Genomic DNA, 19,194 nt, shown 5'->3' on the forward strand with positions numbered 1-19,194 from the left:
GTTGACCAACTGGACAAAAACCGCAACGGTAAGAGATCAGAGGGGCCGTCTCCAGGCCCCGAAAAAATTCCACAACCCTGAGCCGGGAACTCAGGTCAACAAACAACAAAACAGGGAACAATCACCATGATGATGGAAAAGTTTGCTCTACGCTCCCGCTTCTTGCTCGCGGGTGCAGCCATGTCCGCGCTGCTTCTGGCCGGCGCGCCGGCTGGCGCGGTCACGCCCGCCGATACGCTGGTCGAAGGTTTCGCGATCGACGACATCATCTCCATGGATCCGGGCGAGGCGTTCGAGCTGTCGACCGCCGAGGTCACCGGCAACACCTATGATCTGCTGGTCCGTCTCGACCTCAGCGACACTTCCAAGGTCAAGGGCGACCTCGCCGAAAGCTGGACCGTCTCCGACGACGGCCTGACCTACACCTTCAAGCTCAAGCCCGGCCTCAAATTCGCTTCCGGCAATCCGATCACCGCGGCCGACGTCGCCTGGTCGTTCGAGCGCGTCATCAAGCTGGACAAGAGCCCGGCCTTCATCATCGGCCAGTTCGGCATCAGCGGCGACAACGTCACCGAAAAGGCCAAGGCGGTCGACGACGGCACCTTCCAGTTCACCGTCGACAAGGCCTATGCGCCGAGCTTCGTTCTGAACTGCCTGTCGGCAACGGTCGCTTCGGTGGTCGACGCCAAGGTGGTCAAGGAACATATCGCTGCGGTCACGCCAAGCGCCGACTACAAGTGGGACAATGACTTCGGCAATGCCTGGCTGAAGACCGGCTATGCCGGCTCTGGTGTCTTCAAGCTGCGCGAATGGCGCGCCAACGAGGCTGTCGTTCTCGAGCGTAACGACAATTACTACGGCGAAAAGGCCAAGCTTGCCCGCGTCATCTATCGCAACATGAAGGAAAGCTCGGGCCAGCGCCTGGCGCTCGAAGCCGGCGATATCGACGTTGCCCGCAATCTCGAGCCGAACGACCTTGACGCCATCGCCAAGAACGCTGGCCTCACCACGACCAGCGCGCCGAAGGGCACGGTCTACTACATCAGCCTCAACCAAAAGAACGCGAACCTCGCCAAGCCCGAAGTACGCCAGGCGTTCAAATATCTGGTCGACTATGACGCGCTGAGCACGACCATCCTCAAGGGCATCGGCGAGATCCACCAGACTTTCCTGTCCAAGGGCGTTCTCGGCGCCATGGACAGTAATCCCTTCAAGCTCGACGTCGCCAAGGCCAAGGAACTGTTGGCTAAAGCCGGCTTGCCGGATGGCTTCAGCGTAACCATGGATGTACGCACCGGCCAGCCGACCACCGGCATGGCGGAATCGATTCAGCAGACACTGGGACAGGCGGGCATCAAGCTGGAGATCATTCCCGGCGACGGCAAGCAGACGCTGACCAAGTACCGCGCCCGCAACCACGACATCTATATCGGCCAGTGGGGCCAGGATTACTTCGATCCGAACTCAAACGCCCAGACCTTTGCCTCGAATCCGGACAATTCGGATGCCGGCAAGTCCCACACACTGGCCTGGCGCAATGCCTGGGACATTCCGGATCTGACCAAGGAAACCGAAGCGGCCCTGCTGGAGAAGGATTCGGGCAAGCGCGCCGACATTTACAAGGATCTGCAGCAGAAAATCCTCGACACCAGCCCCTTCGTCATCATCCATCAGCAATTGGAAGTGGCTGGGCTGCGCAAGAACCTCAAGGGTTTCGCGCTTGGCCCGAGCTTCGACACCAACTTCGTCGGCCCGGTCTCCAAGGAGTGATGCCGGCGGACGCGCCGCATGAGCGCGGTTGAAAACGAGGCGGGGCGCGGCAGCGCCCGCGCCGTCGCCATTGCATCATCGCTCGGCCGTTTCCTGGTCATCGCGATAACGACCTATCTTGGTCTTCTCGCGGTGACCTTCTTCATCGGCCGTGTCATCCCGATCGACCCGGTGCTGGCGGTGCTCGGCGACCGGGCGCCGGCCAATGTCGTCGAGCGTACGCGCCGCGAAATGGGTCTCGACCTGCCGCTGATCGAGCAGTTCTATATCTATGTCAAAAATGCGCTGAGCGGTGATTTCGGCATTTCGGTGCTGACCACCAATCCTGTCATGACCGACATTCGCCGAGCGTTGCCGGCAACGACGGAACTGGCGACGCTGGGGACGCTGATCGGTGCGCTGTTCGGCGTGCCGCTTGGCGTGCTGGCCGCGGTCAGGCGCGGCAGCCTCATCGACCAGATAGTGCGCGTCATCGGCCTGATCGGCTATTCCGTGCCGATCTTCTGGCTCGGGCTGCTGGCACTGGTCCTGTTTTACGCCAAGCTGCAATGGGTCGCCTTCCCGGCGAGGCTCGACGTCGTCTACGAATACACCTTCACGCCGATCACCGGCTTCTACCTTCTCGACTCCGCGATGCAGGGGCAGTGGGACGTCTTTTACGACGCCTTCCGCCACATCATCCTGCCGGCCTCGCTGCTCGGTTATTTCTCGCTTGCCTATATCAGTCGCATGACACGCTCGTTCATGCTCAACGAGTTGACGCAGGAGTACATCGTCGCGGCGCGCGCCAAGGGCCTGTCGGAAACCCGCATCATCTGGGGCCACGCTTTGCGCAACGCGGCGGTGCCGATGGTGACGGTGATCGCGCTCTCCTATGCCGGGCTGCTCGAAGGCTCGGTGCTCACGGAAACCGTCTTCTCGTGGCCGGGCATCGGGCTCTACATCACCAACTCGCTGCAGAACGCCGACATGAATGCCGTGCTCGGCGGCACCATCGTCATCGGCTCGGTCTTCATCGCCATCAACCTTCTCTCCGACCTGCTCTACCGGGTGCTCGATCCGAGGACGAAGTCCGCATGAGCGTCGAGACCATCCAGAGCCGTCGCGATTGGCTGCTCAGTGAGCGGCCGGCCTCGCGCATGCAGGCAAGGCTCGGCCGCGCCTATGTGGCGTGGCGGCGCTTTTCCGCCAACCGGCTGGCGTTTCTCGGCCTGCTCATCATCATTGCCCTGCTGGTCGTTGCCGCGCTTGCCGGCGTGCTGGCACCTTATTCGCCGACATTCGGCGATCTGAAGAACGCACGTCTGCTGGCGCCGAGCGCCGAGCATTGGTTCGGCACTGACGATCTCGGCCGCGATATCCTTTCGCGCATTCTCTACGGCTCGCGCTGGACGCTTTATGTGGTCATCCTGGTCGCCATCATCGCCGCACCCATCGGCCTTCTGGTCGGCACCGTTGCCGGCTATGCCGGCGGCTGGACCGACGCCGTCCTGATGCGCATCACGGACATTTTCCTCGCCTTCCCCAAGTTGATCCTGGCGCTCGCCTTCGTCGCCGCACTCGGACCCGGTATCGAGAATGCGGTGTTGGCCATCGCCATCACCTCGTGGCCGCCTTACGCGCGCATCGCGCGAGCAGAGACGCTGACGGTGCGCAATTCCGACTACATCAAGGCGGTGCAATTGATGGGCGCCTCGCCCTTCCGCATCGTATTGCGCCACATCATGCCCCTCTGCATTTCCTCGCTGATCATCCGGGTGACGCTCGACATGGCCGGCATCATCCTCACCGCCGCGGGCCTCGGTTTCCTCGGTCTTGGCGCGCAGCCTCCGCTGCCGGAATGGGGCACCATGATCGCTTCGGGGCGTCGCTTCGTGCTCGACCAATGGTGGGTGGCCGGTGCGCCGGGCTTCGCCATCCTGATCGTCAGCCTCGGCTTCAACCTGCTCGGCGATGGCCTGCGCGACGCGCTCGATCCGCGGAGCGGCGACCAATGAGCGGGGAGACAAAGACGCTTCTCGACGTCGACGATCTGCGCGTCAGTTTCCCGACCCGCACCGGGTTGATCGAGGCGGTGCGCGGCGTCTCCTTCTCGCTCGGCCGCGAACGGCTCGGCATCGTCGGCGAATCCGGCTCCGGCAAATCGCAGACCGGCCGCGCCATCATGGGCCTGACGCCGCCGCAGGCGCGGATATCGGCCAACAAGCTCGCCTTCGACGGCATCGACCTGCTGGCCGCATCGCCACGCGAACGCCGGAAGCTGCGCGGCAAACGCATCGCCATGATCCTGCAGGATCCGAAATACTCGCTCGACCCTGTAATGAGCATCGGCCGCCAGATCGTCGAGACTCTGCGCACCCATGAAATGGTCGGCAAAGCCGAGGCGCGCGACCGCGCGCTGGCAATGCTGGAGGCGGTGCAGATCCGTGACCCGGCCCGCGTCTTCGACCTGCATCCCCATGAAGTGTCGGGCGGCATGGGCCAGCGCGCCATGATCGCCATGATGCTGATCGCAGGACCGGAAATGATGATTGCCGACGAGCCGACCTCGGCGCTCGATGTCACCGTGCAGCTCGACGTGCTCGGCATCCTCGACCGGCTGGTCAGCGAGCGCGGCATGGGGCTGATCTTCATCTCGCACGATCTGCGCCTGGTCTCGTCCTTCTGCGACCGCGTCATCGTCATGTATGCCGGCAAGGTGGTCGAGCAGCTCAAGGCCTCCGAACTCGGCCGCGCCCAGCATCCCTACACGCGCGGCCTGCTCAACTGCATGCCCAAGATCGGCGCCGACCGTCACCCGCTGCCGGTGCTCGATCGCAAGCCGGAGTGGGCGGCATGACTTCTGCGATTGCCGTCGACAGGCTGGAAGTGATCTTCGACCGTTTTCGCGCGCTGAAGGGCGTCAGCCTCGACGTGCAGCCGGGCGAATCTTTCGGCCTGGTCGGCGAATCCGGCTCCGGCAAATCGACGCTGCTCAGGGCCATCGCCGGCCTCGCGCCGGTCGCATCGGGCAGCATCACCGTCAATGGCAAGACGCTCGGCACCCGCCGCGACAAGGCTTTCTACCGCGAAGTGCAGATGGTCTTCCAGGATCCGTACGGTTCGCTGCACCCACGCCAGACCGTCGACCGCCTGCTGCAGGAGCCGCTTGCGATCCATGGCTTTGCCGATGGCGAAAAGCGCATCCAGCGGGCGCTCGACGAGGTCGGCCTCGGCAACGGTTTTCGCTTCCGCTACTCGCACCAATTGTCGGGCGGCCAACGCCAGCGCGTGGCCATCGCGCGCGCCTTGATCCTCGAACCGTCGATCCTGCTGCTCGACGAGCCGACCTCGGCGCTCGACGCCTCGGTGCAGGCGGAGGTGCTCAATCTGCTGGAAGAGATCCGCCGGCGGCGCAAACTGACCTTCCTCATGGTCAGCCACGACCTCGCCATCATCACCCATATGTGCGAACGGCTGATGGTGATGCAAAGCGGCGAGGCGGTGGAGAATCTGGCGGCGGCCGACCTTGTCGAGCGTCGCGTGACCAAGGACTATACGCGCAACCTGCTGAGAGCGAGCGACGGGTTTGTGAGAACCGCCTGAATTCGTCGTCCTGTGTGCAGAACCAACCGTTTTCAGGGATTCCGATGGAGGAATGGAAGTTTGCGGATCCGCCCAACCTCGCGGTATTATCGGACAAGAGCCTATTTAGACGTGGCGACTGGATCGCATACGTTGTGCATGAAGATGATGACGACGACAGCTACAACGACGAAGGTGGCAGTTAGCAATTCTACAGCAGCGATACTCGAGATTGGGATGAACGCGAGATAATGCTCGTAGGCCTGCAAGAGGTGGTTCAACTGGATGAAACCATCCTGGAGTTGGCCGATTTGCCGAAAGGTTGGCGTGCTCGGCGTAGTTCCAAATCGTCACCGTGGCAACGCGCCAAGTCACGCCCCGTACCCTCCAACGACAACGAATGACCCGGCAAAGCCTTAAGTCTGAGCTTGCACCGGTTCGCCGCTCTCCACGGGTGGCTCTTCCTGGGCTTTCGGCTCCTTGATCCTGAACCACGTCACATAAAGCGCCGGCAGGAACAGCAGCGTGATCGCCGTGCCGGCGATGATGCCACCCATCATGGCATAGGCCATCGGCCCCCAGAACACTTCGCGCGCGATCGGGATCAACGCCAGGCTGGCGGCCGCCGCCGTCAGGGCGATCGGCCGCATGCGGTGTTCGGTGGCCTCGATGACGGCAGCCCAGCGATCCTTGCCCTCCCGGACAAGATCCTCGATCTGCACGATCAGGATGACCGAGTTGCGGATCAGGATGCCGATCAGCGCCAGCACGCCGAGAATGGCGACGAACCCAAGCGGCGCCCCGCTCGGCACCAGCGCGGCCACCACACCGATCAGGCCGAGCGGCGCCACGGCGACGACCAGGAACAGGCGCTGGAAGCTTTGCAACTGCACCATCAGGATCGTTGCCATGACGAACAGCATCAACGGCACCACGGCGGCGATCGGTCCCTGACTTTTACCGCTTTCCTCGACCGAGCCGGCGGTCTCGATGGAATAGCCCGGCGGCAGCTTGGCGATGAAGGCATCGACCGATGGTTTCAGTTCGTTGACGACCGTGGCCGGCAGCACGTCACCGACCAGGCCGGCCCGCACGGTGATCGTCGGAATACGGTCGCGCCGCCACACTGTCGGTTGCTCCAGATCGTAGCGGAAGTTGGCGACGGCCGCGAGCGGAATGGCCTCGCCGGTGCTGGTCGGCAGTTGCATGTTCTGCAACGTTTCGATCGAGCCGCGTTCGGACCCACGTGAGCGCGCCACGACATTGATCAAATAGGTGGCGTCACGCACTTGCGTGATGGTAGCGCCGCCGACGGTGCTGTTGAGCGCGCTGGCGATGTCGGAAGAGGTGATGCCAAGCTGGCGTGCCTTGTCCTGCAGCACGTCGACCCTCAGCACGCGTTGCGGCTCGTTCCAGTCGAAGGTCGGCGCGGCAAGCTTGGGGTTGGCGGAAATGATACCGGCGAATTGCTGCGCCAGCCCGCGCACCGTCTGGATGTCGGGACCGCCGACACGATATTGCACCGGCCGGCCGACCGGCGGTCCGAGCTCTAGCGGCTTGACGAAGGCGTCGGTGCCGACGAATTCCTCGCGCAGCAGCTTCTCCAGAGCCGGCTTCACCCGGTTGCGAGCTTCGATGCTCTTGGTGACGATAACGGTCTGGCCGAAATAGGGGTTGGCCGGCTGCACGTCATAGGCCAGCACGAAGCGCACCGCGCCCTGGCCGATATAGGACGAGAAATGGTCGATGTCGGGATTGCCGACCAGCGCCCGCTGCTCGAACCGCTCCATCTGGTCGCGCGTCTCGGCGATCGATGAGTTCTGCGGCAGGTTCCAGTCGACGATCAGCTCCGGCCGGTCCGATGGTGGAAAGAACTGCTGCTGTACCAGGCCGAAGCCGGCGATCGAGCCGGCAAACAACAGCACCGTGGCGATGATGGTCAGCCAGTGATGGCGCACCGAGCCGACAAGCACGCGCCTGAACAGCGAGGTGAGGCGGCCGGGCTGGTCGTGATGCTTCGTCTTCATCGTTGCCGGCAAGATGGTGACGCCTAGCAGCGGCGCGAACAGCACCGCCACGATCCATGACACCAGCAGCGACACGGCGATGACGACGAACAGGGTGAAGGTGTATTCACCGGCCGCACTGTTGTTGAGGCCGATCGGGATGAAGCCGGCGACCGTCACCAGCGTACCGGTCAGCATCGGGAAGGCGGTCGAGGTGTAAACATAGGTCGCCGCTTTGCGCAGATTGTCGCCGACCTCCAGCCGCGCCACCATCATCTCGACCGCGATCATGGCGTCGTCGACCAGGAGGCCGAGCGCGATGATCAGCGCGCCGAGCGAAATGCGCTGCAACGATATCCCGAGATATTCCATGACGGTGAAGGTGATGGCCAGCACCAGCGGGATCGACAGCGCCACGACGAAGCCGGCGCGCATGCCGAGGCTGATGAAGGACACCGCGAGCACGATCGCCACCGCCTCGAACAGCGCGCGCGTAAAGCCCGAGACTGCCTCCTCGACGATGACCGGCTGGTCTGCGACCAGATGCACACCGACGCCGACCGGCAGGTCGGCCAGCACCTTGTTCATCTCCTGGTGCAGCGCCTCGCCGAATTTGAGCAGATTGGCGTTGGGTTTCATGCCGATGGCGAGTCCGATCGCATCCTGGCCGTTGAAGCGGAACAGCGCCGCCGGCGGATCGACATAGCCGCGGGTGATGGTGGCGACATCGCTCAGCCGGAAGAAGCGGTCATTGACGCGCAGATTGATGGCGCGAAGGCTGTCCTCGGAGGTGAACTGGCCGCCGACGCGCACGCTGATGCGCTCCGGGCCGGACTGGATGACGCCGGACGGCGTGATCGCGTTCTGCGCTTGCAGGCTGGCGACAATCGCTTGCTGGTTGAGGCCAAGGGCCGCGATCTGGCGGGTCGAGAATTCGAGATAGATCGCCTCGTCCTGGGCGCCGACCAGATCCACCTTGCCGGCATTCGGTACGGTCAGGATCTTTGTGCGGACATCCTCGACATAGTCGCGCAGCTGGCGCGGCGTCAGCCCGTCCGACGTGAAGGCATAGATGTTGCCGTAGACGTCGCCGAAGCGGTCGTTGAAGAACGGTCCCTGCACGCCTTGCGGGAACTGCGCCTTGATATCGTTGACCATGTTGCGCACCTGAATCCAGTTCGGCACGACATCGCGCGCCTTGGTGGTATCCTTCAGGTTGATGAAGATGACGGTCTGGCCGGCGGTGGTGACCGATTTGGTGTAATCGAGGCTGTCGAGCTCCTCGAGCTTCTTCTCGATGCGGTCGGTCACCTGACGCAGCGTCTCGTTGACCGAGGCTCCAGGCCAGTTGGCCTGGATGATCATTGTCTTGATGGTGAAGGCCGGATCTTCCTCGCGGCCGAGGTTGAGATAGGAGAACACGCCGGCCACGACGAAGACCAGCATGAAGTACCAGACCAGGGAGCGGTGGTTGAGTGCCCAGTCGGAGAGATTGAAGCCCTTCATGAGGCCCCTCCCTCGGACACTTTCACCTTTTGACCTTCGCTCAGGCTGTGGACGCCCGCCGTGACCACGCGCATGCCGGCTTCAAGCCCTCCGGCCACCGTGAACGTGCCGCCATTCTTCGACGCGACCTTGATGTCGCGCGCGCTCACACTCGATGTCTGCGGGTCGACGATCCATACTTTTTCGGCACCATCCTTTTCGAGCAGCGCCGACATGGGCAGCTCTATCTTCGGCACAACCTTGGTCATGCGGGTCGCCGTCACCGTCGAGCCGAGCCTGAAGGCCTGCGGCGGATCGGTCAACGTCAGCTTGACGCGCCGCGTGCGGGTCGAACCCTCGGATTGCGGCGCGATCTCGCGCAGCTTCGCCTCTGTCTGGATTGTCGGTAGCGATTGCAGGATGACCTGGAACGGCGTGCCGGTCGCGAGGTCGCCGGTCAATTGGTCGGGAATGTCGACCACCGCCTCGCGCAGGTCCGAGCGCGCCACGGTGACGACCGTCTGGCCGGGCGAAACCGTCTGGCCAACTTCGGCACCGACGGCGGTGACAACGCCGTCGAAATCCGAAAACAGGCGAGCGTAACCCAGCTGTTCCTGCGACTTGGCCAGCGAAGCCTTGGCCCGTTCGACACTGGCTTCCGCCGCTTTCCTTGCCTGCTGCGCGGCATCGAAGACGGCCTGCGATGTGTTGGCGGAGGCTAGCAGCTGGCGCTGGCGCTCCTCGCTGGCGGCGGCGTTGGCGAACTGCGCCTCGGCATTGGAGAGCTCGGCCTTGGCCGCTTGGACGGCCAGCTCCAGCGCGGTCGGATCAAGCGCGGCGATGGTCGTGCCCTTGCTTACGATGTCGCCGACATTGACGTCGCGCGAGACGACCCGACCAAGCAGGCGGAAGGCAAGGTCGGCGCTGACCTGCGGTTCGACTGAACCGGCGAAGCCGAAGACCTGGGTGGTGAGTGGCTCGATCACCATCGACAGCACCGGCCGGATGATCTCGGGCGGCTTTTCATCGGACTTCGAGCAGGACGCGAGCGTGCCGAGCATAAGCACGCCGAGCAGGATGCGTGGCAGCCGGCTCATTGGCTCGCTCCCGATATTTCGATCGTTTGTCCGGAGCTGAGCAATTGTCCGCCTGCGGTGACGACGCTTTGGCCTTCGTTCAGCCCGCTGGCGATCACGACCGTGCCCGAGTCGAACGCCAGCACCTCGACCGGCATCACCGTCACTGCCTTGGTCGATGGGTCGACGATCCAGACCGCCGGCTTGCCGGCGCTGGACGTCAGCGCCTGCCAGGGCAGCAGGATCGCCTTCGCCGACCTGGCGCTGACCGAGCCGATGACGGCTGCTCCCAGCGGCATGCCGGTGGGCGTATCGGGAATGGCGACCTTGACCCGGACCGAGCCCGAAGCCGGATCGACCGCCGGTGAGATTTCGCGCACCTGACCCGTCGCCCTGATTTGCGGATCGGACAACAGCGTGATCGTTACCGCAGGAGATGCCGGCGCCTTGGCAACCAGCGTCTCCTGCACGTTGAACACCGCGTCGCGATCACCGTCCTCGGCAACGGTGAAGACGGTTTGCGCCGCCTGCACCACCTGGCCGGCTTCGACCTGGCGGGCCGTGATCACGCCCGCGGCCCCCGCCTTGAGTTCGGTGAAGGAGAGGTTTTGCTGAGCATTGGTCAACGCACTCTGCGTGGCGTCGACACTGCCTTGCGCCACCTTCAGCGCCTGATCGGCAGCGTCATAGTCGCGCCGGGTGGTGAAGCCTTGGGCAAGCAGTGTCTTCTGCCGCTCGAAGGCAGCGGCGGACTGGGTCAGTTGCGCTTGTGCCGCGTCGAGATCGGCCTGTGCGGAGCGCAGATCGGATTCCTGCTCCTGCGGGTCGATGCGGGCTAGCACCGCACCTGGGTCGACATGCTGGCCGACATCGACGAGCCGCTCCGCGACGCGGCCACCGACCCGGAACGACAGATTGTTCAGCGTGCGGGCAGCGATCACCCCTGTCAGCGAGGTTCTTGGCGCATAGTCGGCCATCGCCACGGTTTCGGTGCGCACCATGATGGGCAGTTTCTTTGCTGCCGCTTCCTGCTTCTGGCAGCCGGTCAGCAGAAGGGCAACCGTGCAGGCGAAAAGCGCCGGGGCGGTTGGAAAAGACAAAAGGCTGGAGGTTTTGACCGATGGCGGCGAGACGGACGATGTCGCGTTCCTGCTCATGGGCTCCCCCAGCCGTAGGCCGCTCGCTGATCGCGATGCCTCGCGGACGTCTGAAAGATAGTCGATCCCTTGAAAAAGAAAACCTCTCTCATACGCGTATCGGGCGACTGGTTAAGGTGGCGCCGGGATCGCAGGCCCAATCGCCTACCGGTGGTGCCGACTTGAGGAAAACGTGAAATAAGGTCAGAAGACGTGTCAGCGGCATCAAACAAGAACGGGCGCCGGCCCGATGAGGATATCATGAAGAATTCAGCCATTTCCGAACGCAAGAACCAGTCGATCTCGCGCGGCGTCGGCATGACCACGCAGATCTATGCCGACAGGGCTGAGAATTCGGAGATCTGGGATGTCGAAGGCCGCCGCTACATCGATTTCTCGTCGGGTATCGCCGTCGTCAACACCGGTCATCGCCACCCCAAGGTGATCGAGGCGGTCAAGGCGCAGCTCGACCGCTTCACCCACACCTGCCACCAGGTGGTGCCCTATGAGAGCTATGTGCGGCTGGCCGAACGGCTGAACGGCATGTTGCCCGGCAAGTTCGAGAAGAAGACGATCTTCGTCACCACCGGCGCCGAGGCGGTCGAGAACGCCATCAAGATCGCCCGCAACGCCACCGGCCGCCCGGCGGTCATCGCCTTCGCCGGCGGCTTCCATGGCCGCACCTTCATGGGCATGGCGCTGACCGGCAAGGTCGTGCCCTACAAGGTCGGCTTCGGCGCCATGCCGGGCGACGTCTACCACGCTCCGTTCCCGGTGCCGCTGCACGGCGTTTCGGTCGCCGATTCGCTGGCCGCACTCGACCGGCTGTTCAAGGCCGATGTCGACCCGGCCCGCGTCGCCGCCATCATCATCGAGCCGGTTCAGGGCGAGGGCGGCTTCTACGAGGCGCCGCGTGACTTCCTGGTTGCGCTGCGCAAGCTTTGCGACCAGCACGGCATGCTGCTGATCGCCGATGAAGTGCAGACCGGCTTTGCCCGCACCGGCAAGATGTTCGCGATGGATCACCATGAGGTGGCCGCCGACATCACCACCATGGCCAAGAGCCTGGCCGGCGGTTTCCCGCTGGCCGCGGTCACCGGCCGCGCCGAAATCATGGATGCGCCTGGCCCCGGTGGGCTCGGCGGCACTTATGGCGGTAGCCCGATCGGTGTCGCCGCGGCACACGCCGTGCTCGACGTGATCGACGAGGAAAAGCTGTGCGACCGCGCCAACACGCTGGGTGCGAGGCTGAAGCAGCGGCTGCAGTCGATCCGCGACGACGTGCCCGAGATCGTCGACATCAGGGGGCTCGGCTTCATGAACGCCGTCGAGTTCAACGACGTCAAGAAGGGCCTGCCATCGGCCGAGATCGCCAACGCGATCCGGCTGAAGGCACTCGACAAGGGCCTGATCCTCTTGACCTGCGGCGTCTACGGCAACGTCATCCGCTTCCTCGCGCCGATCACCATCCAGGACAGCGTCATGAACGAGGCGCTCGACATCCTGGAAAGCTCGATCCGCGAAGTCTGCGCCGCGTAGCGCAAACCCCTACCTCCCACCTGTGGGGAGGTCGGACCGGAGGTCCGGGTGGGGGGCCTCGCGCAGACCCCACCCCGATGCTTCGCATCGACCCTCCCCACGAGGGGGAGGGTAGGTATCCTGCTAACCCGCAGCTCTCGTCGGTTCATTCTGCTGAAACGCGGCCAGTGCCGCCTTTAGCCCTTCGGGACCCATGGCCACCGTTTCCGGCGTCGGCGAGAAGCCGGCGCCGAGCATTTTGCGGCCAAGCATGTGGTCGCCGGGACGATTGACGGATTCTATGCCGAGCAGCCGGTCGCCGGCATAGTGGTAGATCGAGAACTTGTTGTCGGGCAGGTCACCCAGCACGACATGGCTGTCGCCGCCGGCGGTCAGGCCGACCATCTGCAGCTTCATGTCGCCGATATCGGACCAGAACCACGGCACCGCCGAATAGGCGTCGGCATGGCCTGATATCGTGCGCGCGGCAAGCCGCGCCTGGTCGGTGGCGTTCTGCACCGATTCCAGCCGCACGTCGCCGCCGGTGAACCAGTGTCGGTAAGAGGCGGCGTCGCCAATGGCGAGAATCTCCGGCACCGAAGTGCGCATTTGGTGATCGACGCGGATGCCGTTGGCGATGCTGAGGCCTGCGGCCTGCGCCAGTTCGACATTCGGCACGGCGCCGATGCCGACAATGACCATACGCGCCGGCAGCCTTTCGCCTGACGAGGTGATCGCAGCCACCACATGGCCGTTTTCGCCTTCGAGCCTGGCGATCGAGGTGCCGGTGAGGATGCGCACGCCTGTCGCTTCCAGCCGTTGCCGGACATGGCTCGCCACGACCGGCGCAACGGCGCGGCCGAGCAGCCGGTCGACCGCTTCCACAACTGTCACCGTGCGGCCGGCGGCCCTCAGCGTCGCGGCGATCTCCAGCCCGATAAAACCGCCGCCGAGGATGACGACCTCGTCGCTCTGTGCGCTGAGCTCGCGGATCAGCCGCGCATCGGCCAGCGAGCGCAGCGACAGCACGCCGGACAGGTCCGAGCCGGGCAACGGCAGGGTGCGCGGGCGCGAGCCGGTCGCCAGGATCAGGTGGTCGAAGGCAAGCGCGCCACCGCCTGATATCTCCAGGCTGCGGCGTCCGGCATCGATGCGATCGATCCTGACGCCCGGCCGGTAGTCGATGGCACTGCCGGTGTAGAAGGCCTCGCCACGCAGGGGTTGAGGTTTGGCCTCGGCATCCTTGATGAAGGTCTTCGACAGCGGCGGCTTGTGGTATGGCAGCTCGTTCTCGTCACCGACGAGGATCACCGGACCGTCATAGCCGTCCTCGCGCAGACTGGCGGCCGCTTGCACGCCCGCATGACCCGCGCCGACAATGACCACACCGTTCTTCATCGCATTCCAATCCGCTTCTATCCTAGGATGTCTCGCCAAGTGGCAATTGTCTGGCGCCGCCGCAAGAGAGCTTTTGCGGGTCGCACCCGGAATGGCGGCTGTCAATCGTACAGTTCAGTTGCAAGACCGGTGCAGGAAGAGGCGTAAAGTTGACAGTTGTAGTTTAGAATAATTCTAAACTGTTGTTTCAATTGACTTTTCTTGCGGATTGTCATTGACATCCGACGATGTCGCAGCTTTATGGAAGCTCGCGCGTCAGCGCATCCCTTTAATGTCTGGGCCTTGAACCCTTTCGATTGGAGGCATTTTGGTGTCTTTCTTCCGCGAACCGCGCGATGGCGTGGCATCTCTTGCGCCCAATGGCATGCCTATGGCGTGGCGCCCGTTGCCGCGCGCGCCGTTTACAGAAATTCCGAGAAACTGGAGAGCGATTATGACAGCACGATATGGCGGCAGGCTTGCCGCGATCGGCGCCACGGCCCTGCTGACGGCGGCGGTTTTCGTGTTGCCGGCAAAGGCGGAAGCCGACGTGAAGGCGGTCATCAAGACCTATTCCGACATCGCGCTGGCCAAGTACGAGGATTCGCTGACCACCGCGCAGGCACTCGACAAGGCGGTCGACGCGCTGCTCGCCACGCCATCGGTGGAAACCCTCAACGCTGCCCGAGAGGCATGGAAGGCATCGCGTGTGCCTTACCAGCAGACCGAGGTCTATCGTTTCGGCAACAAGATCGTCGATGACTGGGAAGGCGAGGTGAATTCCTGGCCGCTGGACGAAGGCCTGATCGACTACGTCGCCAAGAGCTACGGCACCGAATCGGACGCGAATTCGCTCTATACGGCCAATGTGATCGCCAACAAGGAGATCGAGATCAACGGCAAGAAGGTCGATGCCTCGAAGCTTTCGCCGGAATTCCTGTCCGGCACGCTGCAGCAAGCCGGCGGCATCGAAGCCAACGTCGCCACCGGCTATCACGCCATCGAATTCCTGCTCTGGGGCCAGGATCTGCATGGCACCGGCCCGGGCGCCGGCGAGCGGCCCTACACGGACTATGATCTCAAGAACTGCACCGGCGGCAATTGCGACCGCCGCGCCCAGTATCTGAAATCGGCGACTGACCTTCTGGTCTCCGACTTGCAGAGGATGGTCAATGACTGGAAGGAGGACGGCGCCGCACGCAAAAACCTCGTCGATGGCGAGCCGAACACCGCCATCTCGATCATCTTCACCGGCATGGGCTCGCTGTCCTATGGCGAACTGGCCGGCGAGCGCATGAAGCTCGGCCTGCTGCTGCATGACCCGGAAGAGGAGCAGGACTGCTTCTCCGACAACACCTACAACTCGCATCTCTACGACGCCATCGGCATTCGCGCCGCCTATCATGCGAGCTATACCAGGCTCGACGGCACCGTCGTTGCGGGTCCCTCGGTGGCCGATATGGTGAAGGCAGCCGATCCGGCGATCGACAAGGAACTGTCGGACAAGCTCGATGTCACCGCCGCCAAGATGGAGGCGATCAAGGCGCGCGCACTGGCGGGCGAGGCTTATGACCAGCAGATCGCCGAGGGCAACACGCAAGGCAATGCCACCGTACAGGCAGCGATCGACGCACTGATCGACCAGACCAAGTCGATCGAACGCGCCGTTGGCACTCTCAAGCTTAACGCCATCGCCTTCGAGGGCTCCGACAGCCTCGACGCACCCGACAAGGTGTTCAAGTAAGCGCCGTCAGGGTAAATGCAGCCACACGGCGCGGGAGGCGCCGTCAGCCAGAGCAAACTAATGCTGATCTGCCATTGCAACATCATCACGGAGAAGGAGATCGAGCAGACGATCATCGGGCTGCTGGACCAGGATCCCTGGCAGCTGATCGTGCCGGCGAAGATCTATCACGCCATGCAAAAGCGCGGTCGCTGTTGCGGCTGCTTCCCAAATGTGGTCGAAACGATCATTCGGGTCACCGAAAATTACCACGCCCGCTCGGAGGCGAGCGACGTGGATATCGTTTCACATCTGGATCGCGTCAGAGGCCTGCGCGTCCAATACGGGAGCAGAAATCATGAAAGGCGATCCGCAGGTCATCGAGCGGCTTAACGAGGCCCTTTTTCTGGAACTCGGCGCCGTCAATCAGTACTGGGTGCATTTTCGTCTGCTGGAGGACTGGGGATACGCCAGGCTGGCCAAGAAGGAGCGGGCGGAATCGATCGAGGAGATGCACCATGCCGACAAGCTCGTGGCCCGGATCATCTTCCTTGAAGGCCATCCGAACCTGCAGTCGCTGGCGCCGCTGCGCATCGGGCAGAACGTCAAGGAAGTGCTCGAATCCGATCTCGCTGGCGAGTATGACGCGCGCACCGCATACAAGCGTTCGCGCGAGATCTGCGAGGAAGCGGGTGACTACGTGACCATGAAATTGTTCGAGGAATTGCTGACTGACGAGGAAGGTCATATCGATTTCCTCGAGACGCAGCTCGACCTGCTCGCCTCGATCGGCGAGGAAAAATACGGCCAGCTCAACGCCGCATCGGCGGACGAGGCGGAGTAAAGGGCATGCGGGAATGCGGCGCCTGCTAGAGTTCGTGCGCCGCTCGCGGCGGGCCGATGGCTCGCCGCACCTCGAGAAGACGCCGGCCAGATTGGCGCGTCGGCGCTGTGTCATCCTCGTGGTGGCGCTCACCTCTTCCGCGATGGCCGGTGACCTTCAGCCTGCCGGCCTCGCCACCACGCGCACCGACCTCAATCCCAAGGATCAGGCGCGCGTCACCGCCATCACCAGGCCGACCACTGATTTTTCCAAACCCGAGCAATTCGAACTGATGCAAGGCGGCGCCGGCACGTCCAGAAAAGACGTCAACCGCGATTCCTTCTCGCAACCCTCGGCCAACATCACCTTCGAGGAAGAGGGCGACTTCAAGCTCGGCAATGCGCTTTTCCGCAAGAACTGGGTGTCGTCGCCATCCTCGACGCAGGCGTCGGATGGGCTCGGCCCGCTGTTCAACGAACGCGCCTGCCAGAACTGTCATCTGAAGGATGGCCGCGGCCGTCCGCCGCAAGGCGACACCGGCACGACGTCGATGTTCCTGCGGCTGGCCCGCGAGGCAAGCAGCGAGGAGGAGAAAGCCGAGCTTGCCGACCATAAGGTGCTCAATTTCCGCGACCCGGTCTACGGCACGCAATTGCAGGAACTGGCCGTCCCCGGCCTGCGCGGCGAAGGCCGGATGCATGTCGACTATCAGGAACGGCAGGTGATGCTGGCGGACGGCACCGCTATTTCCTTGCGCAAACCAAGCTATTCGGTCGTCGATCCTGCCTATGGACCGCTCGATCCGCGCACCACGCTGTCGCCGCGCCTGACGCCGCCGATGGTCGGCCTTGGCCTGATCGAACAGATCGCACCGGCGGACATTCTTGCTCGCGCCGACCCGGACGACCGCAACAGTGACGGCATTTCCGGCAGGCCGAACATCGTGCGCGACGGCCCAAGCGGCGAACTGACGCTTGGTCGTTTCGGCTGGAAGGCGCAAACCGCGTCGACCCGCCAGCAGGCGGCGGACGCCTTTGCCGGCGACATCGGCATCTCGACGCCGGAAGAGCCGAAACACTGGGGCGACTGCACCGCGGCGCAAGCCAAATGCCTCGCCATGCCGAACGGCGTGCAGCTGCGTCTCGGCCCGGTCGAGGCGCCGCCGCCGGTGATGGATCTCGTCACCTTCTATTCGCAGAACCTGGCCGTACCGGCGCGCCGCGACCTCGACGCGCCGCCGGTGCTTACGGGCAAGAAGGTCTTTTATGAGATCGGCTGCATTGCCTGCCACACACCGAAATTCGTCACCCGTCGCGGCACGCCCAACAAGGCGCAGGCCTTCCAGTTGATCTGGCCCTATTCCGATTTCCTGCTGCACGACATGGGGCCTGATCTGGCTGATGGCCAGGCGGTGGGCGATGCGACGGGCAATGAATGGCGCACGCCACCGCTGTGGGGCATCGGCCTGACCGAGACGGTCAACGGCAATTCTTTCTTCCTGCATGACGGGCGCGCGCGCAGCCTGACCGAGGCCATCCTGTGGCATGGCGGCGAAGCGCAGAAAGCGCGCGACCGCTTTGCCGTGGCCAGCGCGGCCGACCGTTATGCGCTGCTCAAATTCCTGGAGTCACTGTGATGTTCAAGCGCTCTGCATTGTTTCTCGTTGTTCCGCTGGCTTTGCTGGGCGGTGTCCCGGCGTCGGCGGCGGTCAAAGCCTCCGACATCATCCAGCGGGCGATCGATGGCTTTGTCCGCCCGGCCTATGCCAGCCTGCACGAGCATGCTGAAACCTTGACCGGATCCATGCGCAAGCTCTGCGTCGCGCCCTCGCAAGGGGAACTCGATGCCGCACGCGCCGAATTTTCCGCTACCGTCTATGCCTGGTCGTCGGCCGAAATCATCGGCTTCGGACCGATCAAGGAGAACAACCGGCTGGAACGCATGCTGTTCTGGCCGGATCGCAAGAGCATCGGCCTGAAGCAGGTGCAGGCGGCGCTGTCGGCCAAGGATCCGACCGCAACCGATCCGGCACAGCTGGCCGGCAAGAGTGTCGCCATGCAGGGGCTGGGCGCGCTTGAGTTCGTGCTTTACGGCGACGGCGCCGATGCACTTGCCGGCAAGGATGATCCCTATCGCTGCGCGTATGGCGCCGCGGTTGCCGGCAACATCGAAACCATGGCCGGTGAGGTCAGCTCCGCCTGGAACAAGCCGGACGGCTTTGCAGAACTTTGGGCCAATCCAGGCGCGCAGAATCCGCTTTACCGCGACGGCAACGAAGCGGTGACGGAACTGGTCGGCGTCTTCATCAATGAGCTGGAAATGGTCCGCGACGTGCGCCTGAAAGGGTTTTTCGGCGGCAAGCCGGACGCGGACAAGCCGAAACAGGCAATCTACTGGCGCTCGCAAAACACCACCGCGTCACTGGCTGGAAATCTCTCCGGCATCGATACGCTGTTCCAGGCCTCGAAGCTGGGCGATGCCCTGCCGGCCGATGCGCGCTGGATGGCCGAATCGATCCACATCCAGCTGGTCAACGGGGTCGCCACCGCCAAGACGGTCAGCGGTCCAATCGACAAGGCGCTTGCCGATCCGGCGCTGCGTGACAAACTCGACCATTTCGCGCTGATCACCTCCAGCCTGTCGACCCTGATCGGCACCAGGTTGACCGCCGAATTCGGCCTGACCGCCGGCTTCTCCTCGCTGGATGGGGACTGAA

At 63.6% G+C, this 19,194-nt stretch carries 15 protein-coding genes; 11 read left to right on the top strand and 4 right to left on the bottom strand.

Annotated elements, in window-relative coordinates:
• Nucleotides 1-126: 126 nt before the first annotated feature.
• From C8D77_RS18715 to C8D77_RS18735, 5 genes are read left to right on the top strand one after another with little or no spacing between them, the layout of a single operon-like run.
• The gene (locus C8D77_RS18715; protein WP_109666310.1) at nucleotides 127-1,770 is read left to right on the top strand and encodes an ABC transporter substrate-binding protein; all 1,644 of its coding nucleotides are present in this window, start codon (nucleotides 127-129) and stop codon (nucleotides 1,768-1,770) included.
• 18 nt (nucleotides 1,771-1,788) lie between these two features.
• Complete coding sequence (locus tag C8D77_RS18720) at nucleotides 1,789-2,850, top strand: ABC transporter permease (protein WP_109666313.1); 1,062 nt, start codon at nucleotides 1,789-1,791, stop codon at nucleotides 2,848-2,850.
• Nucleotides 2,847-3,767: a nickel transporter permease gene (nikC, locus tag C8D77_RS18725; protein ID WP_109666316.1), complete on the top strand. Its 921-nt coding sequence runs from the start codon at nucleotides 2,847-2,849 to the stop codon at nucleotides 3,765-3,767. The genes C8D77_RS18720 and nikC overlap by 4 nt, the downstream gene beginning before the upstream one ends.
• Nucleotides 3,764-4,609: an ABC transporter ATP-binding protein gene (locus C8D77_RS18730; RefSeq protein ID WP_109666319.1), complete on the top strand. Its 846-nt coding sequence runs from the start codon at nucleotides 3,764-3,766 to the stop codon at nucleotides 4,607-4,609. Before nikC ends, C8D77_RS18730 begins: the two co-directional genes overlap by 4 nt.
• Entirely contained in the window at nucleotides 4,606-5,355 is a 750-nt protein-coding gene (locus C8D77_RS18735; RefSeq protein ID WP_109666765.1) for an ABC transporter ATP-binding protein, read from the top strand. The genes C8D77_RS18730 and C8D77_RS18735 overlap by 4 nt, the downstream gene beginning before the upstream one ends.
• Nucleotides 5,356-5,750: 395 nt before the next feature.
• Here C8D77_RS18735 and C8D77_RS18740 read toward each other — a convergent pair whose 3' ends face one another.
• The 3 genes from C8D77_RS18740 to C8D77_RS18750 are packed head-to-tail and all read right to left on the bottom strand — an operon-like array spanning nucleotide 5,751 to nucleotide 11,058.
• Nucleotides 5,751-8,846, bottom strand: coding sequence for an efflux RND transporter permease subunit (locus C8D77_RS18740; RefSeq protein WP_109666322.1), 3,096 nt, complete (start codon nucleotides 8,844-8,846; stop codon nucleotides 5,751-5,753).
• Nucleotides 8,843-9,922: an efflux RND transporter periplasmic adaptor subunit gene (locus tag C8D77_RS18745; protein ID WP_109666325.1), complete on the bottom strand. Its 1,080-nt coding sequence runs from the start codon at nucleotides 9,920-9,922 to the stop codon at nucleotides 8,843-8,845. Before C8D77_RS18745 ends, C8D77_RS18740 begins: the two co-directional genes overlap by 4 nt.
• Nucleotides 9,919-11,058 (bottom strand): efflux RND transporter periplasmic adaptor subunit, encoded by a 1,140-nt coding sequence (locus C8D77_RS18750; protein WP_109666328.1) that lies wholly within the window; start codon nucleotides 11,056-11,058, stop codon nucleotides 9,919-9,921. Before C8D77_RS18750 ends, C8D77_RS18745 begins: the two co-directional genes overlap by 4 nt.
• A 240-nt stretch (nucleotides 11,059-11,298) precedes the next feature.
• On the opposite strand from C8D77_RS18750, the gene C8D77_RS18755 reads away from it, so the two are divergent.
• Entirely contained in the window at nucleotides 11,299-12,576 is a 1,278-nt protein-coding gene (locus C8D77_RS18755; RefSeq protein WP_109666330.1) for a 4-aminobutyrate--2-oxoglutarate transaminase, read from the top strand.
• Between the two features lie 123 nt (nucleotides 12,577-12,699).
• Here the strand turns inward: C8D77_RS18755 and C8D77_RS18760 are convergent, their stop codons facing one another.
• Nucleotides 12,700-13,953: an NAD(P)/FAD-dependent oxidoreductase gene (locus tag C8D77_RS18760; RefSeq protein WP_109666333.1), complete on the bottom strand. Its 1,254-nt coding sequence runs from the start codon at nucleotides 13,951-13,953 to the stop codon at nucleotides 12,700-12,702.
• 433 nt (nucleotides 13,954-14,386) lie between these two features.
• Between C8D77_RS18760 and C8D77_RS18765 the strand changes: the two genes are divergently transcribed.
• Genes C8D77_RS18765 through C8D77_RS18785 form a run of 5 tightly spaced genes read left to right on the top strand, consistent with a single transcriptional unit; the run spans nucleotide 14,387 to nucleotide 19,193 of the window.
• On the top strand, nucleotides 14,387-15,676 hold the full coding sequence (locus C8D77_RS18765) for an imelysin family protein (protein ID WP_109666335.1): 1,290 nt from the start codon (nucleotides 14,387-14,389) through the stop codon (nucleotides 15,674-15,676).
• A gap of 60 nt (nucleotides 15,677-15,736) precedes the next feature.
• The gene (locus C8D77_RS18770) at nucleotides 15,737-16,048 is read left to right on the top strand and encodes a (2Fe-2S)-binding protein (RefSeq protein ID WP_109666768.1); all 312 of its coding nucleotides are present in this window, start codon (nucleotides 15,737-15,739) and stop codon (nucleotides 16,046-16,048) included.
• Complete coding sequence (gene bfr / locus C8D77_RS18775; RefSeq protein WP_109666338.1) at nucleotides 16,014-16,499, top strand: bacterioferritin; 486 nt, start codon at nucleotides 16,014-16,016, stop codon at nucleotides 16,497-16,499. Before C8D77_RS18770 ends, bfr begins: the two co-directional genes overlap by 35 nt.
• Nucleotides 16,500-16,512: 13 nt before the next feature.
• Entirely contained in the window at nucleotides 16,513-18,114 is a 1,602-nt protein-coding gene (locus C8D77_RS18780) for a di-heme oxidoreductase family protein (protein ID WP_109666341.1), read from the top strand.
• Nucleotides 18,114-19,193: an imelysin family protein gene (locus C8D77_RS18785; protein WP_109666344.1), complete on the top strand. Its 1,080-nt coding sequence runs from the start codon at nucleotides 18,114-18,116 to the stop codon at nucleotides 19,191-19,193. The genes C8D77_RS18780 and C8D77_RS18785 overlap by 1 nt, the downstream gene beginning before the upstream one ends.
• The last annotated feature ends 1 nt before the right edge of the window (nucleotide 19,194 follow it).

The sequence above is a fragment of the Mesorhizobium loti genome, assembly GCF_003148495.1.
Taxonomy (GTDB): domain Bacteria; phylum Pseudomonadota; class Alphaproteobacteria; order Rhizobiales; family Rhizobiaceae; genus Mesorhizobium; species Mesorhizobium loti.